This is a genomic window from Cupriavidus sp. L7L, from assembly GCF_004353535.1.
Taxonomy (GTDB): Bacteria; Pseudomonadota; Gammaproteobacteria; order Burkholderiales; family Burkholderiaceae; genus Cupriavidus; species Cupriavidus oxalaticus_A.
In genome coordinates this window covers 83,465-105,859 of sequence record NZ_SMNY01000004.1, presented here as the reverse complement: position 1 = coordinate 105,859, position 22,395 = coordinate 83,465, and the positions used below count along the sequence as shown (strand labels likewise).

The following is a 22,395-nucleotide window of genomic DNA, read 5'->3' as shown; positions in this document are numbered from 1 at the left end:
CGAGCGAAGGGAACGAAAGCTTAACGGATGCTACACCTCGGGATGCACTTCCGCCTCGGGCGACTTGACCGGCGTGGCCGGTGTCGGCTTGGCGTCGGTGCCCTGGCGCGCGCGCATCAGCGTGGTGGCAATGCCGCTGGCAATGATCAGCCCCATGCCCAGCCACGACAGCCAGTTGAGCTTGTCGGACCAGATCAGCATGCCCCACACACTGGAAAAGACGATGCCGGCATATTGCAGGTTGGCGGTCAGAAGGGTGTTGCCGCGCTTGTAGGCGCGCGTCATCGCGGTCTGGCCCAGCGTCGCCAGGATGCCGATGGCCAGCAGCAGGCCAACGCCATACCAGGTATGCGGGCTGACGCCGGAAATCAGCATCCAGGCCAGGCCGGCGATCATGCCGACCAGCGAGAAATAGAACACGATGCGGCCCTCGGGCTCGCCCAGCTGGCCGAGCTGGCGTACCTCGACGTAGGCCAGCGCGGTGAAGACCCCGGAGATCAGGCCGACCAGGCCGCCGGTGAGCTGGTCCTTGCCGACCGAGGGCTGCAGCAGGCAGATCACGCCGGCGAAGGACAGCAGGATCGCCAGCACCAGGCGCCGGTCGGCATTGCCGGCGGTGCCGGCCAGGGCGGCGCTGGCGCCGAGGATCAGCGCGATCCACACCGGCGACATGTAGTTCAGCGTCATCGCCGTCGCCAGCGGCAGCAGCGTGATCGAGGTGAACCACAGCATCAGCGCGGTCACGCCGAACACGCTGCGCTTGATATGCGACAGCATGTAGGGCGTGCGCACCGGCACGCCGCGCGACGACAGCAGCACCCACATGATGACCACGCTGATCAGCCCGCGGTAGAACACGATCTCGCCGGTGGTGTAAAGGTCGGATGCCAGCTTGACGCCCACCCCCATCAACGAGAACGAGAAGGCGGCGAACAGCATCCAGAGCGATTGCATGGCGGGGGCGGAGCGTGGAGTGGCGTGGTGTTGCGGGGACTTGCGAAAGGCGCGGGCGGCGACGCCGCCGGCATTGCGGAGCAATGATTCTATCAGCGCACATCGCGCCCTAAAGCAAAACGGACCGCCGTGGCGGTCCGTGATGGCGCAAGCCGTGCGGTTATCGCACTAGCCCTGGTATGACATGGCGCGGCGATACCACTCGTGGAAGTGCTGCATGCCGTCTTCCATCGGCGACTGGTACGGCCCGACCTCGCTGGTGCCGCGCTTCAGCAGCGCCAGCCGGCCGGCATCCATGCGCTCGGCGATCTCGTCGTCCTCGACGCAGGTTTCCATATAGGCGGCGCGCTCGGCCTCGACAAACTCGCGCTCGAACAGCGCGATTTCCTCGGGATAGTAGAACTCCACCACATTGCGGGTCTTGCGCGGGCCCAGCGGGTGCAGCGTCGAGATCACCAGCACGTTCGGGTACCACTCCACCATGATGTTGGGGTAGTAGGTCAGCCAGATCGCGCCGTGCTTGGGCAGCACGCCGTTGTTGAAGCGCAGCACCGCGTCGTGCCATTTCTGGTACGTCGGGCTGCCGGGGCGCTTCAGGCCCGCGTGCAGGCCCACGGTCTGCACGCTGTGCCATTCGCCGAACTCCCACTTCAGGTCGTCGCACGAGACAAAGCTGCCGAGCCCCGGGTGGAACGGCACGACGTGGTAATCCTCCAGGTAGACCTCGATAAAGGTCTTCCAGTTGTAGTCACAGTCATGCACTTCGACGTGGTCGAGCATGTAGCCGTCGAAGTTCAGGTCCTGCGCCACGCCCAGCCTGGCCAGGTCGGCGCGCACGTCGCGCTTGCCGTCGAACAGCAGGCCGTTCCAGTTCTGCAGCGGCGAGCGCTTCAGGTGCAGGCATGGCTGCTGGTCGAAATGCGGCGCGCCGAGCAGTTCGCCCTTGAGGTCGTAGGTCCAGCGGTGCAGGGGGCAGACGATGTTCTGCTTGTTGCCGCGGCCATTGAGCATGATGGCCTGGCGGTGGCGGCACACGTTGGACATCAGTTCCACGCCGGCGGCATTGCGCACCAGCATGCGGCCCTCGTCCTCAGCCTTGAGCGTGTGGTAGTCGCCGACCTCGGGAACCATCAGTTCGTGGCCGACGTAGCCGGGACCTTGCCTGAACAGCAGTTCCAGTTCTTGTTGGTGCAGCGTTTCGTCGAAGTAGACGCCGACGGGCAGTTGCGTATCAGCCGGCGCCAGCTTAAGCGCGGTGCTGAGATTGGACATTATCCCCACTCCCAGATGAACAGGTGAAAGCAGTGAACAACCCAACCATCGAAAATTGAATCGATTTGGGAAAGACAGCCGCGGGTTGGCGAGGATGCGTCAGACCCTCGCGGCGAACGGGGGATTGTACCCGAGCCAAAAAGTTAAGGGACTGATTTTTTTGCCTTTTTAGCGAAAAAGTCGACCCGGGTCGTCATCGGGGTGCCGTACCGGCCGCATTCGGAAAGACGACCCAAGCGCACAAGTCACATATGCCCCGGCTGCACTCCGTCGGCACGCGGTTGGCGTCCACTCCCGCATGCTCAAGGATGGGGCAAGCGCCGGCTTTGGCGTAAAATCCGGGCTTCATCATCCGGGTTTTGCCCCCGGCGCCATATTCTCAGGGCCCTACATGCCAAAGACGACGACCGCTGCGGTCCAGACCGAAGACACCACCACGGCCTCCGTGCCGCCCGCTTCCTATGAAGCGGCGATGGCCGAACTCGAGACCCTGGTGGCCAGCATGGAGAGCGGCGAACTGCCGCTCGAGGCCTCGCTGGCGGCCTACCGCCGCGGCGCCGAGCTGGTGCGCTACTGCCAGCAGAAGCTGGAGCGCGTCGAGCAGCAGGTCAGGGTGCTGGAGGGCGAGGTACTGAAGCCGCTCGCCGGCGAAGGCAACGGCGGCAACGGGATCAATGGCGCGCAGGGGGCGGACGAGGCATGACCGATTTCGCCCAGTGGATGCAGGGGCAAAGCGCCCGTACCGAAGCCGCACTGCAAGCAGCGTTGCCAGATGCCAACACCGTGCCGCATACGCTGCACGAAGCGATGCGCTATGCTGCACTGAGCGGCGGCAAGCGCGTGCGGCCGCTGTTAGTGCACGCTGCCGGCGAGGTCAGCGGGGCCGACCCCGCCGCCTGCGATGCCGCGGCCTGCGCGGTGGAGATGATCCACGCCTACTCGCTGGTCCACGACGACATGCCGTGCATGGACGACGATGACCTGCGCCGTGGCCGGCCTACCGTGCACAAGGCCTACGACGAGGCCACTGCGCTGCTGGTGGGCGACGCGCTGCAGACCCAGGCCTTCATCGTGCTGGCCGGCGCCGAGGTGCTGACACCCGCGGCACGGCTGAAGCTGGTGGCGGAGCTGGCGCAGGCGTCGGGCTCGACCGGCATGGCCGGCGGCCAGGCGATCGACCTGCAGAACGTGGGCCGCGCGATGACGCGCGACGCGCTCGAGGCCATGCACCGGATGAAGACCGGTGCGCTGCTGCGCGCCAGCGTGCGCATGGGCGCGTTGTGTGGCGAAATCGACGCCGGCGGGCTGGCCGAGCTGGACAAGTATGCGGCGGCGGTGGGATTGGCGTTCCAGGTGGTTGACGATATTCTGGACGTCACCGCGGATACCGCCACGCTGGGCAAGACCGCCGGCAAGGACGCCGCGCACGACAAGCCGACCTACGTGTCGCTGATGGGGCTGGCAGCGGCGCGCGACCTGGCCGGGGCGTTGCGCACCGAGGCGCATGCAGCGCTGGCCGGCTTCGGCAGCCGCGCAGCCCGCCTGGCCGACCTGGCGGACCTGATCGTGCTGCGCACACACTGAAATGACGAGCCGGACGAAAGAAACCGGTGGCCGAACGGAAATCATGACCTACGCACTCCTCAAGAAGATTGACGCCCCCGCAGACCTGCGCAAGCTCGACCGCCGCGAACTCCAGACGCTTGCGGATGAACTGCGCGCCTACGTGCTGGAGTCGGTCTCGCAGACCGGCGGCCACCTGTCTTCGAACCTCGGCACGGTCGAGCTGACCATCGCGCTGCACTACGTCTTCAACACCCCCGATGACCGGCTGGTGTGGGACGTGGGCCACCAGAGCTACCCGCACAAGATCCTGACCGGGCGCCGCGAGCGCATGGGCACGCTGCGCCAGTGGGGCGGCATCTCGGGCTTCCCGCGCCGCAGCGAGAGCGAGTACGACACCTTCGGCACCGCGCATTCGTCGACGTCGATCTCGGCAGCGCTGGGCATGGCGCTGGGCGCGCGCACGCTTGGCGAAAAGCGCGTCTCGGTGGCGGTGATAGGCGACGGCGCCATGACCGCGGGCATGGCCTTCGAGGCGCTGAACAACGCCGGCGTGTACAAGGACCTGCCGCTGGTGGTGGTGCTCAACGACAACGACATGTCGATCTCGCCGCCGGTGGGCGCACTCAACCGGCACCTGGCCCGGCTGCTGAGCGGCCAGTTCTATGCCGCCACCAAGAAGGGCATCGAGAAGGTGCTGTCGGTGGCGCCGCCGGTGCTGGAATTCGCCAAGCGCTTCGAGGAACACGCCAAGGGCATGATGGTGCCGGCGACGCTGTTCGAGGAATTCGGCTTCAACTACATCGGCCCGATCGACGGCCACGACCTGAACTCGCTGGTGCCGACGCTGCAGAACATCCGCGAGCGCGCGCTGGAAGGCGCGGGCCCGCAGTTCCTGCACGTCGTGACCAAGAAGGGCCAGGGCTATAAGCTGGCCGAGGCCGACCCGATCCTGTACCACGGCCCGGGCAAGTTCAACCCCGCGGAGGGCATCCGCCCGGCCGCCAAGCCGGCGCGCAAGACGTATACGCAGGTGTTCGGCGACTGGCTGTGCGACATGGCCGCCGCCGACAAGCGGCTGGTCGGCATCACCCCGGCGATGCGCGAAGGCTCGGGCATGGTCGAGTTCGAGAGGCGCTTCCCGGACCGCTACTACGACGTCGGCATCGCCGAGCAGCACGCGGTGACCTTCGCCGGCGGCCTGGCCTGCGAGGGCCTGAAGCCAGTGGTGGCGATCTACTCCACCTTCCTGCAGCGCGGCTATGACCAACTGATCCACGACGTGGCGCTGCAAGGCCTGCCGGTGGTGTTCGCGCTGGACCGCGCCGGCCTGGTCGGCGCAGACGGCGCCACCCATGCGGGTGCCTACGATATCGCCTACCTGCGCTGCATCCCCAACATGATGGTGATGACGCCGTCGGACGAAAACGAGTGCCGCCAGCTGCTGACCACGGCGTTCCACCAGGATTGCCCGACCGCGGTGCGCTATCCGCGCGGCACCGGCCCGGGCGCGGCAATTGCCGCCGAACTCGCCGGCGTACCGGTCGGCAAGGGCGTGGTGCGCCGCGAAGGCGCTGCGCGCGCCGGCCAGCGCGTCGGCTTCCTGGCCTTCGGCTCGATGCTGCATCCGGCCCTGGGCGCCGCCGAGGCGCTGGATGCGACCGTCGCCGACATGCGCTTCGTCAAGCCGCTCGACGTGGAACTGGTCAAGCGCCTGGCCGCCGGGAACGACTTCCTGGTCACGGTGGAAGAGGGCAGCGTGATGGGCGGTGCGGGCAGCGCCGTGCTTGAGGCGCTGGCCGAAGCCGGCATCGATATCCCGGTGCTGGTGCTGGGCCTGCCCGACCGCTTCGTCGACCATGGCGACCCGGCCTACCTGCTGCAGCAGTGCGGGCTCGACGCGGCCGGCATCGAGCGCTCGGTGCGGCAGCGCTTCGGCCTGGACCAGCCCAAGGTCTCGGTCGCTTCGCGCGTGGCCTGACCGCTGCCGGAGTGATCCCCGGCGGCTGGCCGGGATCACCTGTGCCGGCCAGGGGGATTTGGCCCTCGGTAACGAGTGCGTCCAAATTCCCTTAAACTCCCCCTTTTTGTGTTCGCAGCTGCGGGTCGGCGCGCCCTGTGCCGGGTCCCGTGGTTTCACACTCGTTGCGCGGCATGGATGGACTGCGAAAATGCCGCGACCGTAAGGACCTGTGCCAAGCGCTCAAATGCTCAAGCGCTCAAACGCTGGTGCAGCCCTGGAGGAAACCGTAGATGAATGACATCAATCCCGCCTTCGTAATGCCCGACGTCCAGTCGAGCCTCGACACCCGCCAGATCCCCATCCAGCGCGTCGGTGTCAAGGGCGTGCGATATCCCGTGACCCTGAAGACCCCGGCCGGCATCATGCCGAGCGTGGGTACCTTCAACCTCGACGTGCACCTGCCGGCGGACCAGAAGGGCACGCATATGTCGCGCTTCGTCGCGCTGCTGGAAGAAGAGCGCGCGCCGCTGGAGCTGGCCAGCTTCCGCCTGCTGCTCGGCAAGATGCTGGAAAAGCTGGAAGCCGAGGCGGGCCGCATCGAGGTCACCTTCCCGTACTTCATCAGCAAGATCGCGCCGGTGTCGGGCGTGGAGTCGCTGCTGGACTATGAGGTCACGCTGACCGGCGAAGTGCGCAACGGCCAGACGCGCGTGTTCCTGAAGGCGATGGTGCCGGTGACCAGCCTGTGCCCGTGCTCGAAGAAGATCTCGCAGTACGGCGCGCATAACCAGCGCTCGCATATCACGATGGACGTGGAACTGGCTGCGGAACTGCCGGTGGAAGCGCTGGTGCGGATGGCCGAGGAAGAGGCGTCGTGCGAACTGTGGGGGCTGCTCAAGCGCCCGGACGAGAAGTTCGTCACCGAGCGCGCGTACGAGAACCCCAAGTTCGTCGAAGACCTGGTGCGCGATATCGCGATGCGGCTGAATGCGGATGACCGCATCGTGGCCTATGTGCTGGAGGCGGAGAACTTCGAGTCGATCCACAACCACAGCGCGTATGCGGTGATCGAGCGGGACAAGCGGGTGAACTGATCCCCCAAGTTGCTGAAACGAAGAAGCCACCGCACGCGGTGGCTTCTTCCTTTGGCGAGGGAACCGTCAGGCCGCGGACGGCAGCCGGATATCCGCCAGGTCCCACCTCGGCGTCACGCCATAGCCGTACTCGCGCCGCGCCAGTTCCGGCGCCGCCTGCAGGCGCATCGCGCCGGCAAATGCAATCATCGCGCCGTTATCGGTGCAGAACGCCAGGTCCGGGTAATACACGTCGACCTTGCGCTGCCTGCCGAGCAGGTCCAGCCGCTCGCGCAGCTGCCGGTTGGCGCCGACGCCGCCGGCCACCACCAGCCGCTTGTGGCCGGTCTGCTTCAGCGCCGCGAACGACTTGGCCGCCAGCACATCGACGATCGCATCGACAAAGGCGCGCGCCAGGTTGGCGCGGTCCTGCTCGCAGGTATTGGACAGCTTGCGGGTTTGCGTCAGCACCGCGGTCTTCAGCCCCGCGAAGGAAAAATCGAGATTGCCCGAATGCAGCATCGGCCGGGGCAGCGCGAACGCGCCGGGCGTGCCGAACTCGGCCATTCGTGATACTTCCGGCCCGCCGGGATAGCCCAGGCCGAGCAGCTTGGCGGTCTTGTCGAAGGCCTCGCCGGCGGCATCGTCCAGCGTCTCGCCCAGCAGCGTGTAATCGCCGACGCCGCGCACGTCCATCAGCTGGGTATGCCCGCCGGACACCAGCAGCGCCACGAACGGGAACGGCGGCGGCTCGCGCGTCAGCAGCGGCGACAGCAGGTGGCCTTCGAGGTGGTGCACGCCGACCATCGGCACGTTCAGCGCAAAGCCCAGCGCATTGGCGACCGAGGCGCCGACCAGCAGCGCGCCGGCAAGACCCGGCCCCTGGGTAAAGGCGATGGCGTCGATGTCCCGGCGGGTGCGGCCGGCATCGGCCAGCACCTGTTCGAGCAGCGGCAGCACACGGCGGATATGGTCGCGCGAGGCAAGTTCGGGGACCACGCCACCATAGTCGCGGTGCATGGCGATCTGCGAATGCAGTGCATGCGCCAGCAGGCCGGCCTCGGTGTCGTAGAGGGCCAGCCCGGTTTCGTCGCAGGAAGATTCGATGCCGAGGACAAGCATGAGGAAGAAGCCAAAGGCCGCAGCGAAAGGCGAAACGGCCGTCGAAACAACAGGTTGCAGGAAGCGCGCAGGGTAGCACAGCGGCGGGCAGCGTGCTTTTCGCTACAATCTGCCCTTTCTTGAGCGGTGGCAACAGATGGATTGGCGAGGCAAGCAATGAGCGGGGCGACGGGAACCCGGACGGGCCGGTATGACGTGGCCGTGCTGGGCGCGGGCGCGGCCGGCATGATGTGCGCCGCCGTCGCCGGCCAGAACGGCGCCAGCGTGGTGCTGGTCGATCACGCGACCAAACTGGCCGAGAAGATCCGCATCTCCGGCGGCGGCCGCTGCAATTTCACCAACCTGCAGGCGGGGCCGGCCAACTACCTGTCGTCCAATCCGCACTTCTGCCGCTCCGCGCTGGCGCGCTATACCCCGCAGGACTTCCTCGACCTGATGCGCCGCCACGGCATCGCCTGGCATGAGAAACATCGCGGCCAGCTGTTCTGCAATGACAGCGCCGAGGACGTGATCGCCATGCTGCGCGCGGAATGCGACACCGGCCGGGTACGCTGGCAGACCGGCTGTGCGGTAGCGGAAGTCCGCCGCGAGGGCGATGACTTCGTGTTGCTGACCTCCGCCGGCACGATCCGCGCAGGCGCCCTGGTGGTGGCAACCGGCGGGCTGTCGATCCCCAAGATCGGCGCCACCGACTTCGGCTACCGCATCGCGCGCCAGTTCGGGCTGGGCATCGTCGAAACCCGGCCGGCGCTGGTGCCGCTGACTTTCGACGGCAAGGACTGGACCCCGTTCGCGCCGCTGGCCGGCGTGTCTCTGGAGGTGGATGTCGCCACCGGCAACGGCAAGACGGCGGGCGCGTTCCGCGAAGACCTGCTGTGGACGCACCGCGGGTTGTCCGGGCCGGCGGTGCTGCAGATCTCGAGCTACTGGAAGCCGGGCACGCCGATTGCCATCGACCTGTTCGACGGAGAAGACGCCGCGGCCTGGCTGCTGGAGCAGAAGGGCGGCAGCCGCAAGCACCTTGGCAACCTGCTGGCGCAGCGGCTGCCGGCGCGGCTGGCCGACGCATGGTGCGCCGCCGCTGGCGTGGATGCCGCCATGCCGCTGCACGATGTCACGGACAAGGGACTGCGCAAGCTTGGCGCATCGCTCAACGGCTGGCGCATTGTGCCGTCGGGCACCGAAGGCTATCGCAAGGCTGAGGTGACGATCGGCGGCGTCGATACGCGCGCGCTGTCCTCGGCCACGATGATGGCGCGCGAGGTGCCGGGGCTCTACTTCATCGGCGAGGTGGTCGATGTGACGGGCTGGCTGGGCGGCTACAACTTCCAATGGGCCTGGGCGTCCGCCGTCGCGGCAGGCAAGGCGGTGGCGGAGGCCAGCCGCAGCGCTGCCGCGGGACAGTCAGTGGCCTGACCGCCGATCCTGTTTGTACTCAGGGCCCGCTTTTTCCGTGCCCGTTGCGCGCCACTTCCGTGCTCGGGGCTTGGTGCTACAATCCAGAACTTCGTAAAGCCGCTATCCCGAAAATCGAAGCTGTTCTGAACCGGGCCTCGCGCTTGCACCAACCCGCTGTGGCGCCACGCTTCGGCGGGTTTTTGCGTTATGGGCCTTGCAGTGGGCGGCTCTCGCCGCCACCTGTGAGTGTCCGCACACTTTCTGGAAGATCACGATGTCCCTCAAAGCCCGTATCAGCGAAGACATGAAGACCGCCATGCGCGCCCGCGAAACCGAGCGCCTCGGCACCATCCGCCTGCTTCTGGCCGCGATCAAGCAGCGCGAGGTCGACGAGCGCACGGAACTTGACGATACCGCCGTGCTGGCCGTGGTCGAGAAGCTGATCAAGCAGCGCAAGGATTCAATCTCCCAGTTCCAGCAGGCCGGCCGCAACGACCTGGCCGACAAGGAACTTGCCGAAGTCGAGGTGCTGAAGGTCTACATGCCCGCCGCGCTGTCCGAGGCCGAAGTCGCCGCCGAAGTCCAGCAGGCGGTCGCCGCCACCGGGGCTGCCGGCCCGCAGGACATGGGCAAGGTCATGGGCGTACTCAAGGGCAAGCTCGCCGGCCGTGCCGACATGACGGCCGTGTCGGCGCTGGTCAAGGCAGCGCTGGCTCCGAAGTAAGTGCTGATTTAATCAGATATAGGCGTGATGCGCGCCGGATCGTCGGGATTCGGCGTAAATGCACGGAGTTGATAAACATTGCGGGCGGCCTGAGCGCGCTGCACTACAATATTCCGATAGCAACCGGGCGCAGCACCGGTCACGCATTCCTAGAAATTGCCTCCCGTCGCGGGACGGCCAAGCCTCAGGACGGTCAGTCGGGTGATTCCGCAATCCTTTATTCAGGACCTGCTCAACCGTGTCGACATTGTCGATGTGGTGGGCATGTATGTGCAGCTGAAGAAGGGCGGCGCGAATTTCATGGGGCTGTGCCCCTTCCATAACGAGAAATCGCCGTCGTTCACGGTTTCGCCGACCAAGCAGTTCTACCACTGCTTCGGCTGCGGCGCCCATGGCTCGGCCATCGGTTTCCTGATGGAGTACTCCGGCCAGTCCTACCCGGAGGCGGTGCGCGAGCTGGCGCAGTCGGTCGGCATGACCGTGCCGGAAGAGCGCGACCGGCTGCCGCCGGGGCAACGCGCCGAACAGCAGGCCCGCTCGGTGGCGCTGTCCGACGCCATGACCCGCGCGACCGACTTCTACCGCCGCCAGCTGCGCACCGCGCCGCAGGCGATCCAGTACCTGAAGGGGCGCGGGCTGACCGGCGAGATCGCCGCGCAGTTCGGCCTGGGCTATGCGCCGGACGACTGGCAGGGGCTGGAAGCGGTGTTCGGCAGCTATCGCGACGACAATATCGCCGCGCCGCTGGCCGAATCGGGCCTGCTGATCGAAAGCGACAAGCGCGACCCCGACGGCAAGCCGCGGCGCTATGACCGCTTTCGCGACCGGATCATGTTCCCCATCCGCAACACCAAGGGAGCCGTGATCGGCTTCGGCGGCCGCGTAATGGGCCAGGGCGAGCCCAAGTACCTGAACTCGCCGGAAACCCCGCTGTTCAGCAAGGGGACCGAACTATACGGCCTGTTCGAGGCGCGCCATGCCATCCGGGAAACCGGATACGTATTGGTGGTCGAAGGGTATATGGACGTCGTGGCACTGGCCCAGCTCGGTTTTGCCAATGCCGTCGCTACCCTCGGCACGGCGTGCACCCCCGTGCACGTGCAGAAGTTGCTGCGCCAGACCGACGCGGTGGTGTTCTCGTTCGACGGCGATGCCGCCGGCCGCCGTGCGGCGCGAAGGGCACTCGAAGCCTGCCTGCCGCACGTGGCCGACAACAAGACCATCCGCTTCCTGTTCCTGCCGGCCGAGCACGATCCCGACAGCTATGTGCGCGAAGAGGGCACCGAAGCCTTTGCCACGCAGGTGCGCAATGCCATGCCGCTGTCGCGCTTCCTGCTGCAGTCGGTGACCGAGGAGCTTGACCTGCGCCAGCCCGAGGGCCGGGCCCGCGCCCAGTACGAGGCCAAGCCGCTGCTACAGGCGATGCCCGCCGGCGGCCTGCGGCTACAGATTGTGCGCGAACTTGCCGATGCCACTGGTACGACACCTGCCGAGATCGAGGCTATCTGCGGCTTGCGCAGCGATCCGGCCCGCGTGGGCCGTTTCGAGAAGCCGCGCCCGCGGGCAAGGCGGCAGGCGCCCACCGGCCTGGAGCAGCGCGTGATCCAGTTGCTGATGTGCTATCCGGCACTGTCCGCCCGGCTCGACGAAGACGCGCGCGCCTTGCTGCTGGATGGCGAGGGCGGCACAGGCGGAGAGAGCGAAGTGCTGACGCACCTGGTGTCGACATGCGATGGCCTGAAGGGCGAGGTGAATTTTGCGGCATTCAGCGAGCAGCTGGCCCAGTCGCCATATGCCGAACTGTACGCGGCAGCGCGCACCGCCGTGCTGAAGGAAGAGATCGAAGAGGCGCCTGCCACGCAGGAGTTCGATGCCGCCATCACCAAGCTGCTGGCAGAGCCGTTGCGGCGCGAACTTGACATGCTGCAGGCCGAAGTCGTGGCAGGGACCGCCGATGAGGCGGCCAAGCAACGCATGCGCTGGCTGGTGGGCGAGATCCACCGGCGGCGTCAACTTGGCTGAAGCGCGGCGGCGCGACGGCTATCAACCGGGAGGCAGGTTCAGGCGTTGGATGAGGGACTAGGCCGGCACCGCCGAGCTTAAGCCTTGATTTTTCAGGTGAAAACCTCACCTGACAGGAAGCTGGCTATCCGTGGCGTGCTACAATAGCCGGTTTGGATTGCGAAATCTTTCTTCCCAGTTCTGGTGAAAGTGAGCGTGCCAATGGCAAAGGCCAAAGCAACCGAAAAGGTTACAACGAAGGCTCCCCAATCAGGGAGCGGCAAGGCGTCTGCGAAAACGACGGCGGCGAAGACATCGACCGCGCCAGTCAGGACACCAGCCCGGTCTGCGCCATCCAAGTCCGTGCGTAGCGCGCAAGCGCCCGCCGTGACCACTCCTGCCAGGACTCGCACATCCAAGGAAACACAGGCCTCGACTTCGGCACGCGAGGGCGCCAGTACGAGCGGCAAGGTTGCCGTGTCTGCACCAGTGAAAGGCAAGAGTATCACCGTGGCGAAACAGCAGAATACCGAAGTCGAGAGCAAGCGAGCGGCAGCAGCCGGCGCCAAGAGCGGGGCCGCCAAGGCGGACAGCACCGCGACGGCATCCAAGGCGCGCACCGCGACCCCTGCATCCGTTGCATCCGAGCGTCCCGCTGCCCCGGCAATCAAGCCGGAGCCGAAAAAGCGCGGCCGCAAGCCCAAGGCCGAGATGCAGCACGACGACAGCACAACAGACGACGTGACTGAAGAGTTTTACGAGAACGACGTGCGCGCTGCGACGCCCGCAGCCGCGCCGAAGACCGAAAAGCAGAAGGCCAAGGACCGCAAGGCCAAGGAAAAGGCGCTGCTCAAGGAGTTCGCCTCGACCCAGCAGGGGACGGAAGAGGAGCTCGAGCTGCGTCGCCAGAAGCTCAAGGCGCTGATCAAGCTCGGCAAGTCGCGCGGCTACCTGACCTACGCGGAGATCAACGATCACCTGCCGGACGACATGGTCGATTCGGAAACGATCGACACGCTGGTCGCAACGCTGAACGACATCGGCATCGCCGTCTACGAACAGGCGCCGGATGCCGAGACGCTGCTGCTCAATGACAACGCGCCGTCCGCCACCAGCGAGGAAGAAGCCGAGGAAGAGGCCGAGGCGGCCCTGTCCACGGTTGACTCCGAGTTCGGCCGCACCACCGACCCGGTGCGCATGTACATGCGTGAAATGGGCACGGTCGAGCTGCTGACCCGCGAGGGCGAAATCGAAATCGCCAAGCGCATCGAAGCCGGCCTGAAGGACATGGTGATGGCGATCTCGGCATGCCCGGTCACCATCTCCGAGATCCTGGCCCACGCCGAGCGCGTGGCCAACGACGAGATCAAGATCGACGAGTTCGTCGACGGCCTGATCGACCCGAACGCCGATGAAGCCCCGGAAGCCCCCTCGGCCCCGGCGGCGGCGTCCGAAGACGAGGAGGAAGGCGACGAGAACGACGACGAGGAAGGCGACGAGGAAGACGACGACGAAGGCGGCGCCGGCGCCGGTGCCTCCGCGCGCCAGCTGGAAGAGCTGAAGCAGAACGCGCTGGAAAAATTCCGCGTGATCGCCGAGCAGTTCGACAAGATGCGCCGTGCCTTCGAGAAGGAGGGCTACAAGTCCAAGCCTTACGTCAAGGCCCAGGAAGCCATCCAGGCCGAACTGATGGGCATCCGCTTCACCGCCCGCAATGTCGAGCGCCTGTGCGACACGCTGCGCGGCCAGGTGGACGAAGTGCGCAAGCTCGAGCGCTCGATCCTGAATATCGTGGTCGACAAGTGCGGCATGCCGCGCTCGGAATTCGTCGCCCGTTTCCCGGGCAACGAGACCAACCTCGAGTGGATCAACACCGTGGTGGCCGATGGCAAGGGCTACAGCGCCATCGTCGAGCGCAACGTGCCGGCCGTGCATGAGCTGCAGCAGAAGCTGATCGATCTGCAGTCGCGCGTGGTGCTGCCGCTGAAGGAACTGAAGGGCGTCAACCGCAAGATGGCCGAGGGCGAGCGTCGAGCCCGCGAAGCCAAGCGCGAGATGACCGAGGCCAACCTGCGCCTGGTGATCTCGATCGCCAAGAAGTACACCAATCGCGGCCTGCAGTTCCTCGACCTGATCCAGGAAGGCAACATCGGCCTGATGAAGGCGGTGGACAAGTTCGAATACCGCCGCGGCTACAAGTTCTCGACGTATGCCACGTGGTGGATCCGCCAGGCCATCACGCGCTCGATCGCCGACCAGGCGCGCACCATTCGTATTCCGGTGCACATGATCGAGACGATCAACAAGATGAACCGCATCTCGCGCCAGATCCTGCAGGAAACCGGCAATGAACCGGATCCGGCAACGCTGGCCGAGAAGATGGAGATGCCGGAAGACAAGATCCGCAAGATCATGAAGATCGCCAAGGAACCGATCTCCATGGAAACGCCGATCGGTGACGACGACGACTCCCATCTGGGCGACTTCATCGAGGACACCAACACGCTGGCCCCGGCCGAAGCGGCGCTGCACGGCTCCATGCGCGACGTCGTCAAGGACGTGCTGGACTCGCTGACGCCGCGCGAAGCCAAGGTGCTGCGCATGCGCTTCGGCATCGAAATGAGCACCGACCATACGCTGGAAGAGGTCGGCAAGCAGTTCGACGTCACGCGTGAACGGATCCGCCAGATCGAGGCCAAGGCACTGCGCAAGCTGCGCCACCCGAGCCGCTCCGACAAGCTGAAGAGTTTCCTGGAAGGCAACTAAACGCTTCCAAGGGCCTCTAGCTCATGCCTGGTTAGAGCAGCGGACTCATAATCCGTTGGTGCCGTGTTCGACTCACGGGAGGCCCACCAATGCTGTTAAAGAAGGGGTTACGGTGAATGCCGTAACCCCTTTTTTGCTTTGTCGCCAGTGACTTCCAGAAGCCCGCATGTGGCAACGCCGCTTCCAATGGCCAGCACACCACACGTTGAGGTGCAGGGCGCGATCCCTGGAGGAACCTCGGCCCGTGTAGCGATGGACTAAGGTAGTCGGATGCAACCCGTTCGCACCCGTTCAACCCGAAGAGGAGTCAAATCCATGTCCTATATCGACGGATTCTTGCTGGCCGTGCCGCAGGCCAATCGCGAAACCTACCGCCAGGTGGCGCAGAAGGCCGCAGCGGTGTTCAAGGAGCACGGCGCGCTGAAGGTGGTGGAATGCTGGGGCGATGACGTGCCGGAGGGAAAGGTGACGTCCTTCACCATGGCGGTCAAGCGCAAGGACGATGAAGCGGTGGTGTTCTCCTGGATCGTGTGGCCGTCAAAGGAGAAGCGCGACACCGGCATGAAGGCGGCGATGGAAGACCCGCGTCTGAAGGAAGGGATGGACCCGATGCCGTTCGACGGTCAGCGGATGATCTACGGCGGCTTCGAGGTGATTGTCGACGAGTAAGGTCGCAGGGCGCCGTCGTAACGAGCACCGCGCCGGCGTGGCAGCGCCGGCGCCAGGCATGCCGGTTCAGATCAGGTGGAAGACCATGCCCAGGGCGATTGCGCCGCCCAGGGTTTCCACTGCTGCGAGGGCGAGAAGGTTCTTCAGTACGAATGCGTCTTCTTTTTTCGTCACCATGGTCTGTCTCCCGGTCATTGGAATCGTCTTGGTGCTCCATTGACTGCGGCGATGTGCCGCGTTGGCTGTGCCGTATCAATGTGATACCAGTAGACCCCATGCGCGGCGCGACCGGAAGCTGGCGGAAACCCGCTCGGAGAAAACCCCGATTCCTGGCTGGGCGAGTGCGAGTGATGATTGACAGGCTTTACAGGTGACGCCAGGCGCGCGCCGCCCGGCGCTCTGTTGTCGGCCGTACGAAAACCCACATTTGGGTGATGTGGGCCTTGGCGCGATCGGACAAGATCACCGCGTGGGTAATCGGAAGGTTGCCCCGCTACCACTTGAGCCCCGCTGCCCTCCCCGGCACCGGGGCTTTTTCCTTGCCAGGCGGCCAGCTGGACCCATGGCAGGCCTCATGTGCGGCGGCTACACGAAGTGGGGCAAGATGATCCAGGACAACGGCATCCGCGGCGACCGAGTCACCTGGACGCCGCGCCGGTGGTGGACGGATCTCCCTGTCAGGCCGCCTGCTGTGCAGGCTGGGCCGGCTGACTCGCCGGCCGCGCCGGCAAGGGCAGGACGGTGGCCAGGCCTAGGAACTGGCTCGAAGTGCGCAGGAACTGCTGGCAGGTCTGGCGGAATTGCTCGAAGTCCATATTGGTCTCGGTGGTCGGAAGGTGGCGTCCGCGCGGCCGGTTCTGGCTCGCCTTGTCAACGGTGCCGCCGGCATCATCCATTGCCGATGTGACAGTTTCTTGAAATCGCCCCGGCGGGGGCCGCGCAGTGTCGCGGCGCCTGCACGCCCGCCCCATGCTGGTCACTCTAGCGGCAGAAATGCTAAAATTTAAGTCTTTGATTCTCTTGGCCAAAAGCTGCAAGCCCTGTGCAAGCGGCATGGCCGCGCCGGCGCCTCCCCGGTGTCAGCCGAGAGCCAGGGCGAGATGAGTTCCAGACGCGTATCCGTTTGTGCCGGGTTCGCCTCCCGCCAGACACCGATACCCATGACCACTACGACCGCACCAGAACCCACCACCGCCGGGCAGACCGCGGTGCAGACCTTCGAAAGCTTTGGCCTGGACGCGCGCATCCTGCGTGCCTTGTCCGACCAGGGCTACACCACGCCCACGCCGATCCAGGCACAGGCCATTCCCGTCGTGCTGCTCGGCAAGGACGTGATGGGCGCCGCGCAGACCGGCACCGGCAAGACCGCCGGCTTCGCGCTGCCGATCATCCAGCGCCTGTTGCCGCTGGCCAATGCCAGCGCCTCGCCGGCGCGCCATCCGGTGCGCGCGCTGATGCTGACGCCCACGCGCGAACTGGCCGACCAGGTCTACGACAACGTCGCCCGCTACGCCAAGCACACCGACCTGCGCAGCACGGTGGTGTTCGGCGGCGTTGACATGAATCCGCAGACCGACGCCCTGCGCCGCGGCGTCGAGATCCTGGTGGCCACGCCGGGCCGCCTGCTCGACCACGTGCAGCAGAAGTCGGTCAACCTGTCGCAGGTGCAGATGCTGGTGCTGGACGAAGCCGACCGCATGCTCGACATGGGCTTCCTGCCGGACCTGCAGCGCATCATCAACCTGCTGCCGGCACAGCGCCAGACGCTGCTGTTCTCGGCCACGTTCTCGCCGGAAATCAAGCGGCTGGCCGCCAGCTACCTGAAGCAGCCGGTCACCATCGAAGTGGCGCGCAGCAACTCGACCAACGAGAACGTGCGCCAGGCGGTGTACCAGGTCGAGGACGGCCACAAGCAGGCCGCGGTGGTGCACCTGCTCAAGCAGCGCGCCGAGCAGTCGCAGTCGCGCCAGTGCATCGTCTTCGTCAACAGCAAGATCGGCTGCTCGCGGCTGGCGCGGCACCTGGAGCGCGAGGGCATCAACGCCGCCGCGATCCATGGTGACAAGACCCAGACCGAGCGCATGCAGACGCTGGACGGCTTCAAGAGCGGCACCATCGATGCGCTGGTCGCCACCGACGTGGCGGCGCGCGGGCTCGATATCCCCGACATGCCATGCGTGATCAACTTCGACCTGCCGTTCAGCGCCGAGGACTACGTGCACCGTATCGGCCGCACCGGCCGTGCCGGCGCCAGCGGCGATGCGCTGTCGATCTACGTGCCGGGCAACGATGAGCGCCTGTTGTCCGATATCGAGAAGCTGATCAAGCGCAGCATTCCGCGCGGCAAGCTGGAGGGTTTTGACCCGACCGGCGAGAAGTCGCGCCAGGACGAGGCAGAGCGCCGCCGCCAGCGCAGCGACCTGCGCCGTGCGCGCGGCAGCGGCGACGAGGAGCGGCCGCGCCGCCACGAGCACAGCGGCAGCCGCCAGGTGTTCCGCCCTTCCGACGATCCGTTCTTCTCGCGCCCGTACGAGCCCAGCGCAAGCAGCTCGCAGGTCAAGCCGTCGGAGGAAATCGCCGCCGCGCTGAGCCGTGGCCGCCAGGCGCCCAAGCGCCCGGTCGCGGCGCTGCTGGGCGGCGTGCCGCGCAAGTCCTAAGTCCTGATTGGGCGACCCGCCCGAGGCGGCCTGCGGGTCAGGCCGCCGCCATTCGCTGGCGCCAGTCCTCCGTGGCGCGCGCCAGCCAGTCCCGCACATTGCCTTCGTGGTTCGCCAGTCCCAGGTTCATGCCGGCCTGGCGCAGCGCCTCCAGAGGAGCGCCGGTGTCGATCGCCTGCGCGCCGCTCTGCTTGCTCAGCTTTTCCCCGATCTCGTTGACCACCACCGGCACGTGCAGGTAGCTCGGCGTGGGCAGGTCCAGCAGGTGCTGCAGGTGGATCTGCCGCGGCGTCGAGTCAAGCAGGTCGGCGCCACGCACGATATGCGTGATGCCCTGCAGGCCATCATCCACCACCACCGCCAGCTGGTAGGCCCACAGCCCGTCGGCACGGCGCAGCACGAAGTCCCCCAGCTCGGTCTCGAGGTCCTGGCACTGGCGCCCCTGCCAGCGGTCGTCGAAGCAGATCGTGGCGGCCGGGCCGTCCGGCACGCGCACGCGCCACGCGCGCGGCAGCTTGCCGTTCAGGCCATGACGGCAAGTGCCGGGGTAGCCCAGCGTCTGGTGCCGCTCGCGCACGTGCACCAGCGAATCGGCGATTTCCTTGCGCGAGCAGCCGCAGGGGTAGAGCTGCCCGGCGGCATCGAGCCGGCGCAGCGCCTCGGCGTAGTGCGTCTCGCGCCGGCTCTGCCACACGGGCGGCTCGTCCGGCGTCATGCCCAGGCGCGCCAGCGTCTGCAGGATGTCCTGGTCGGCGCCGCGCACGCAGCGCGGCATGTCGATGTCCTCGATACGCACCAGCCACTGGCCGCCGTGCGCGCGCGCATCCAGCCAGCTGGCCAGCGCGGTGACCAGAGAGCCCATATGCAGCGGGCCGGTCGGCGAGGGGGCAAAGCGGCCGCGGTAGCCGGCCGCCGAGGCAAACATTGCAGCCGTCACTGCCATGCGGACACCCTCAGCCGGCGAGTTCGGGTTGCAGCAGCAGTGCCTGCGCCAAGCGCGGGTCTTCCAGCTTGCCGGCCCACCACTGCAGCGCCTTGCCGCGGTTGCTGGTGCGCCACGCCACCTTGAAGTTGCCCGGGGCGCGCACCTCGACGGTCTCGCGCGCCTGCAGCACGCCGCTCTCGATATGCGGCTGCGCCATCGGCGCCGGCAGCCAGCCGCAGCCCAGGCCCCGGATCTGCGCTTCCAGCTTGTCGCGCATGGTCGGCACCACCAGCACGTCCTGGCCGGCCAGCACGCCATGGGTGCGCGCGGGCAGGTTGCGCGAGGTATCGCCCACCGCGACGATGCGGTGCCTGGCGATCTGGATGGTGGTGAGCGGGCCTTCCTCGGTGGCCAGCGGATGGTGCGCCGCCACCGCGAACACGAACGGCATCGTACCCAGCGGGCGGATCTGGAAGCCCTGCGTGCTGGGCGCGTCGTAGGCGCCGCCGATCACCAGGTCGGCACGGTTGCTGACCAGCGCGTCCCAGGCGCCGCCCAGCACTTCCTTGGCGAAGCGCAGCCGCGTGGCAGTGTTCTCTGCATAGAAGTCGTGGACCACCGGCAGCAGCGCGCGGAAATTGATCAGGTCGTCCACCACGATGGTCAGCGTGGCTTCCCAGCCGGTGGCCAGCCGCTTGACGCGGCGCGCCAGGTCGTCGGCGGCGTGCAGCAGGTGGCGGCCTTCGTCGAGCAGTGCGCGTCCGGCCGGGGTCAGCTCGGCGCGGTGCCGGCGCCGGTCGAACAGCAGCACGTCCAGGTCTTCTTCCAGCTTGCGCACCACATAGGTCAGCGCGGAGGGCACCTTGCCCATCTCGTGGGCGGCGGCGGCGAAGCTGCCCTTGCGCTCGATGGCGTCCAGGACTTCGAGGGATTCGAGTGAGAGTGGCATATTCAGAAAAACTGAATGAGTGCTTCTAAGGCGGTCCCCGTAAATATACGCGTCGGGGCCTAAACTTCCTAGCATCAACAACGCAATACATGCCATCCAGCGGTCCCAGGCAGTTCGGATGCCGGTGGCGACACGGATACAGGCCAAGGAGGGCCATCAAAATGATTGAAATCAGAAAGTCTGCAGAGCGCGGTTATGCGGATCACGGCTGGCTGAAGTCCTATCATTCGTTCTCGTTTGCCGACTACTACGATCCGCAGCATGTGCAGTTCGGGCCGCTGCGCGTGATCAACGAGGACCGCGTCGCGCCGGGCATGGGCTTCGGCACGCACGGCCACCGCGACATGGAGATCATCAGCTACGTGCTCGAAGGCGAACTGGCGCACAAGGACAGCATGGGCAACGGCAGCGTGATCCGTCCGGGCGACGTGCAGCGCATGAGCGCCGGCACCGGTGTGCGGCACTCGGAGTACAACCACGCCGCGCACGATACGACCCACTTCCTGCAGATCTGGATCATGCCTGCGCAGAATGGCATCGAGCCGGGCTACGAGGAAAAGCACTTCGAGGCGGCCGACAAGCGCGGCAAGCTGCGCCTGGTGGCCAGCCAGGACGGCGCCGACGGCTCGGTGGTGGTGCACCAGGACGTGCGCCTGTACGCCGGGCTGCTCGATGGCGAGGAGGCCGCCACGCTGGCCCTCGCGCCGGGTCGCCGCGCCTATGTCCATGTCGCGCGTGGCCGCGTGCTGGTCAACGGCAAGGCGCTGGAAGCGGGCGATGCGGCCAAGCTGGAGTCGGTCGGCGAGGTCGCGCTGTCTGGTGGCGATGACGCCGAGGTGCTGGTGTTCGACCTGCCCTGACCATCACGCGTAGATTCGCTTGAATATCCTGCCCGCCAACCGGCGGGCTTTTGCTTTTTGTGTCGCAACGGGTAGGGTCAGGTACCGCTGTGCTATCTTCTCGCTATGCATTGCGCCTGCGCCGGCACATCGGGCGGGGCGCCCCCCTTGGAACACCCGTACCAAGATGACCTTTGTTTCTATTCTCCTGGCGCTGATCGCCGAGCAGTTCCGCGCCCTGGGCCGCAACAACCCGATCCACGAGATCGTGCGCGCGCTGGGCGACCGCGCCGAGCATGCCTTCGATACCGGCCGCCCCCGCGATGCGGCGCTGGCGTGGTTCACCGTGGTGCTGCCGCTGACGCTGGCAGTGGTCGTGGTGCACTACCTGCTCGCATCGATCAGCGTGGCGCTGACGCTCGCCTGGAACGTGCTGGTGCTCTACATGACGCTGGGCTTCCGCCAGTTCAGCCACTACTTCACCGATATCCATGAGGCGCTGAACCGCGACGACGTCCATACCGCGCGCACGCTGCTGCATGAGTGGACCGGCATCGACACAGTCGATATGCCTGTCACCGAGATCGTGCGGCACACGCTGGAAGCGGCGATCATCGCCGTGCACCGGCATGTGTTCGGCGTGTTCTTCTGGTTCCTGGTGCCGATCGGACCCGGCGGCGTGGTGCTGTACCGCGTCGCGGAATACCTCGGCCGCCACTGGAACGAGCCGTCGACCGAACGCAGCCCCGCGCTGGGCCGCTTTGCCGCGCGCGCGTTCTACTTGCTCGACTGGATCCCCTCGCGCCTGACCGCAATCGGCTTTGCCATCGTGGGCAATTTCGAGGATGCGGTGTATGCGTGGCGCAACCATGCGCGCAAGTGGAACGATGCGGTCAACGGCATCCTGCTCGCCAGCGGCGGCGGGGCGCTGGGCGTGCGCCTGGGCACGCCGCTGGCCGAGGACGATTCCACAGTGGTGCTGCGTACCAGCGCGGTCGGCCCGGCGGTGGACTATGCGCCGGGCATGGAAGAGGACAACGGTCCTGAGCCGTCGGCGCCGGAGTTCGGCGCCGAGCCAGGCGTGCGCACGCTGCAGTCGGCTGTCGGGCTGGTATGGCGTGCGGTGGTGCTGTGGATGCTGCTGCTCGCCATGGTGTCGCTGGCGCTGTGGGTGGGCTGATACCGGCGTCGTATATGAAAGGGCCGCCCGGCGCTAGTCGCGCGCCGCGCCGCAGCGCCAGCAGGCGCCAAATTGCGCCTCATGCCATTCGTGGCAGTGGCGGCATTGCCAGCTTGGCCCTGGCACCGGGTTCGCGGCGGCATTGAGGGCTGCCCACGCCTGCGCTTCCATGTCGTCATCGAGCAGCCAGACCTGCGGCGCACTTTCCCGGAATGGGATCTCGCCGGTGGCGCCACCCAGCCAGGTGTTGCGTAGTTCTGCCCGGATGCCGGCGGCCCGCAGCACATTCTGGCAATGGGCGGCGTGAACCAGCGAGGTGGCGTACAGCAGCAGTTTCATG

19 protein-coding genes and 1 tRNA gene are annotated in these 22,395 nt (G+C 66.5%); 13 read left to right on the top strand and 7 right to left on the bottom strand.

The genetic code is table 11. The annotated features are described in order from the left end of the window. Positions 1 to 30 precede the first annotated feature (30 nt). Positions 31 to 954: a DMT family transporter gene (locus E1J61_RS05255; protein WP_133093092.1), complete on the bottom strand. Its 924-nt coding sequence runs from the start codon at positions 952 to 954 to the stop codon at positions 31 to 33. A gap of 168 nt (positions 955 to 1,122) precedes the next feature. Beyond that, a complete protein-coding gene (locus tag E1J61_RS05250) occupies positions 1,123 to 2,226 on the bottom strand; it encodes an aromatic ring-hydroxylating dioxygenase subunit alpha (protein ID WP_133093091.1) in 1,104 nt (367 codons plus the stop codon). Between the two features lie 391 nt (positions 2,227 to 2,617). On the opposite strand from E1J61_RS05250, the gene E1J61_RS05245 reads away from it, so the two are divergent. From E1J61_RS05245 to folE2, 4 genes are all read left to right on the top strand, one after another. Continuing rightward, complete coding sequence (locus E1J61_RS05245) at positions 2,618 to 2,929, top strand: exodeoxyribonuclease VII small subunit (RefSeq protein WP_133093090.1); 312 nt, start codon at positions 2,618 to 2,620, stop codon at positions 2,927 to 2,929. Further along, positions 2,926 to 3,810 carry a polyprenyl synthetase family protein gene (locus E1J61_RS05240; RefSeq protein ID WP_133093089.1) on the top strand — a complete coding sequence of 295 codons (885 nt, stop codon included), beginning with the start codon at positions 2,926 to 2,928 and terminating at the stop codon, positions 3,808 to 3,810. Before E1J61_RS05245 ends, E1J61_RS05240 begins: the two co-directional genes overlap by 4 nt. A gap of 43 nt (positions 3,811 to 3,853) precedes the next feature. Beyond that, entirely contained in the window at positions 3,854 to 5,770 is a 1,917-nt protein-coding gene (dxs, locus tag E1J61_RS05235; protein WP_133093088.1) for a 1-deoxy-D-xylulose-5-phosphate synthase, read from the top strand. A gap of 272 nt (positions 5,771 to 6,042) precedes the next feature. After that, complete coding sequence (folE2, locus tag E1J61_RS05230) at positions 6,043 to 6,846, top strand: GTP cyclohydrolase FolE2 (protein ID WP_133093087.1); 804 nt, start codon at positions 6,043 to 6,045, stop codon at positions 6,844 to 6,846. 66 nt (positions 6,847 to 6,912) lie between these two features. Here folE2 and tsaD read toward each other — a convergent pair whose 3' ends face one another. Next, positions 6,913 to 7,947 carry a tRNA (adenosine(37)-N6)-threonylcarbamoyltransferase complex transferase subunit TsaD gene (gene tsaD / locus E1J61_RS05225; RefSeq protein ID WP_133093086.1) on the bottom strand — a complete coding sequence of 345 codons (1,035 nt, stop codon included), beginning with the start codon at positions 7,945 to 7,947 and terminating at the stop codon, positions 6,913 to 6,915. 156 nt (positions 7,948 to 8,103) lie between these two features. Here tsaD and E1J61_RS05220 point away from each other — a divergent pair, with 156 nt between their 5' ends. From E1J61_RS05220 to E1J61_RS05195, 6 genes are all read left to right on the top strand, one after another. Then, positions 8,104 to 9,363, top strand: a complete 1,260-nt coding sequence (locus E1J61_RS05220) for an NAD(P)/FAD-dependent oxidoreductase (protein ID WP_133093085.1) — start codon at positions 8,104 to 8,106, stop codon at positions 9,361 to 9,363. A 256-nt stretch (positions 9,364 to 9,619) separates the two neighbouring features. Further along, positions 9,620 to 10,069, top strand: coding sequence for a GatB/YqeY domain-containing protein (locus tag E1J61_RS05215; RefSeq protein ID WP_133093084.1), 450 nt, complete (start codon positions 9,620 to 9,622; stop codon positions 10,067 to 10,069). Between the two features lie 201 nt (positions 10,070 to 10,270). Next, on the top strand, positions 10,271 to 12,091 hold the full coding sequence (dnaG, locus tag E1J61_RS05210) for a DNA primase (protein WP_133093083.1): 1,821 nt from the start codon (positions 10,271 to 10,273) through the stop codon (positions 12,089 to 12,091). Between the two features lie 201 nt (positions 12,092 to 12,292). Beyond that, entirely contained in the window at positions 12,293 to 14,836 is a 2,544-nt protein-coding gene (gene rpoD, locus E1J61_RS05205; RefSeq protein ID WP_133093082.1) for an RNA polymerase sigma factor RpoD, read from the top strand. 10 nt (positions 14,837 to 14,846) lie between these two features. Continuing rightward, positions 14,847 to 14,925 (top strand) — tRNA-Ile (locus tag E1J61_RS05200). 226 nt (positions 14,926 to 15,151) lie between these two features. Next, complete coding sequence (locus E1J61_RS05195; protein WP_029045558.1) at positions 15,152 to 15,505, top strand: DUF1428 domain-containing protein; 354 nt, start codon at positions 15,152 to 15,154, stop codon at positions 15,503 to 15,505. Between the two features lie 677 nt (positions 15,506 to 16,182). Here the strand turns inward: E1J61_RS05195 and E1J61_RS05190 are convergent. Further along, the gene (locus E1J61_RS05190) at positions 16,183 to 16,401 is read right to left on the bottom strand and encodes a hypothetical protein (RefSeq protein WP_133093081.1); all 219 of its coding nucleotides are present in this window, start codon (positions 16,399 to 16,401) and stop codon (positions 16,183 to 16,185) included. Positions 16,402 to 16,665: 264 nt separating this feature from the next. Here E1J61_RS05190 and E1J61_RS05185 point away from each other — a divergent pair, with 264 nt between their 5' ends. Beyond that, positions 16,666 to 18,162: a DEAD/DEAH box helicase gene (locus tag E1J61_RS05185; protein ID WP_195427340.1), complete on the top strand. Its 1,497-nt coding sequence runs from the start codon at positions 16,666 to 16,668 to the stop codon at positions 18,160 to 18,162. A 37-nt stretch (positions 18,163 to 18,199) separates the two neighbouring features. On the opposite strand, the gene gluQRS is transcribed toward E1J61_RS05185, so the two are convergent. Then, positions 18,200 to 19,105: a tRNA glutamyl-Q(34) synthetase GluQRS gene (gene gluQRS, locus E1J61_RS05180; protein ID WP_133093079.1), complete on the bottom strand. Its 906-nt coding sequence runs from the start codon at positions 19,103 to 19,105 to the stop codon at positions 18,200 to 18,202. A gap of 10 nt (positions 19,106 to 19,115) precedes the next feature. Then, positions 19,116 to 20,036 (bottom strand): LysR family transcriptional regulator, encoded by a 921-nt coding sequence (locus tag E1J61_RS05175; RefSeq protein ID WP_133093078.1) that lies wholly within the window; start codon positions 20,034 to 20,036, stop codon positions 19,116 to 19,118. Positions 20,037 to 20,197: 161 nt separating this feature from the next. Here E1J61_RS05175 and E1J61_RS05170 point away from each other — a divergent pair, with 161 nt between their 5' ends. After that, positions 20,198 to 20,896: a pirin family protein gene (locus tag E1J61_RS05170; RefSeq protein WP_133093077.1), complete on the top strand. Its 699-nt coding sequence runs from the start codon at positions 20,198 to 20,200 to the stop codon at positions 20,894 to 20,896. 166 nt (positions 20,897 to 21,062) lie between these two features. Further along, on the top strand, positions 21,063 to 22,055 hold the full coding sequence (locus tag E1J61_RS05165) for a CobD/CbiB family protein (protein ID WP_133093076.1): 993 nt from the start codon (positions 21,063 to 21,065) through the stop codon (positions 22,053 to 22,055). 33 nt (positions 22,056 to 22,088) lie between these two features. Here E1J61_RS05165 and E1J61_RS05160 read toward each other — a convergent pair whose 3' ends face one another. Next, on the bottom strand, positions 22,089 to 22,394 hold the full coding sequence (locus E1J61_RS05160; RefSeq protein ID WP_133093075.1) for a putative signal transducing protein: 306 nt from the start codon (positions 22,392 to 22,394) through the stop codon (positions 22,089 to 22,091). Between the last annotated feature and the right edge of the window lies 1 nt (position 22,395).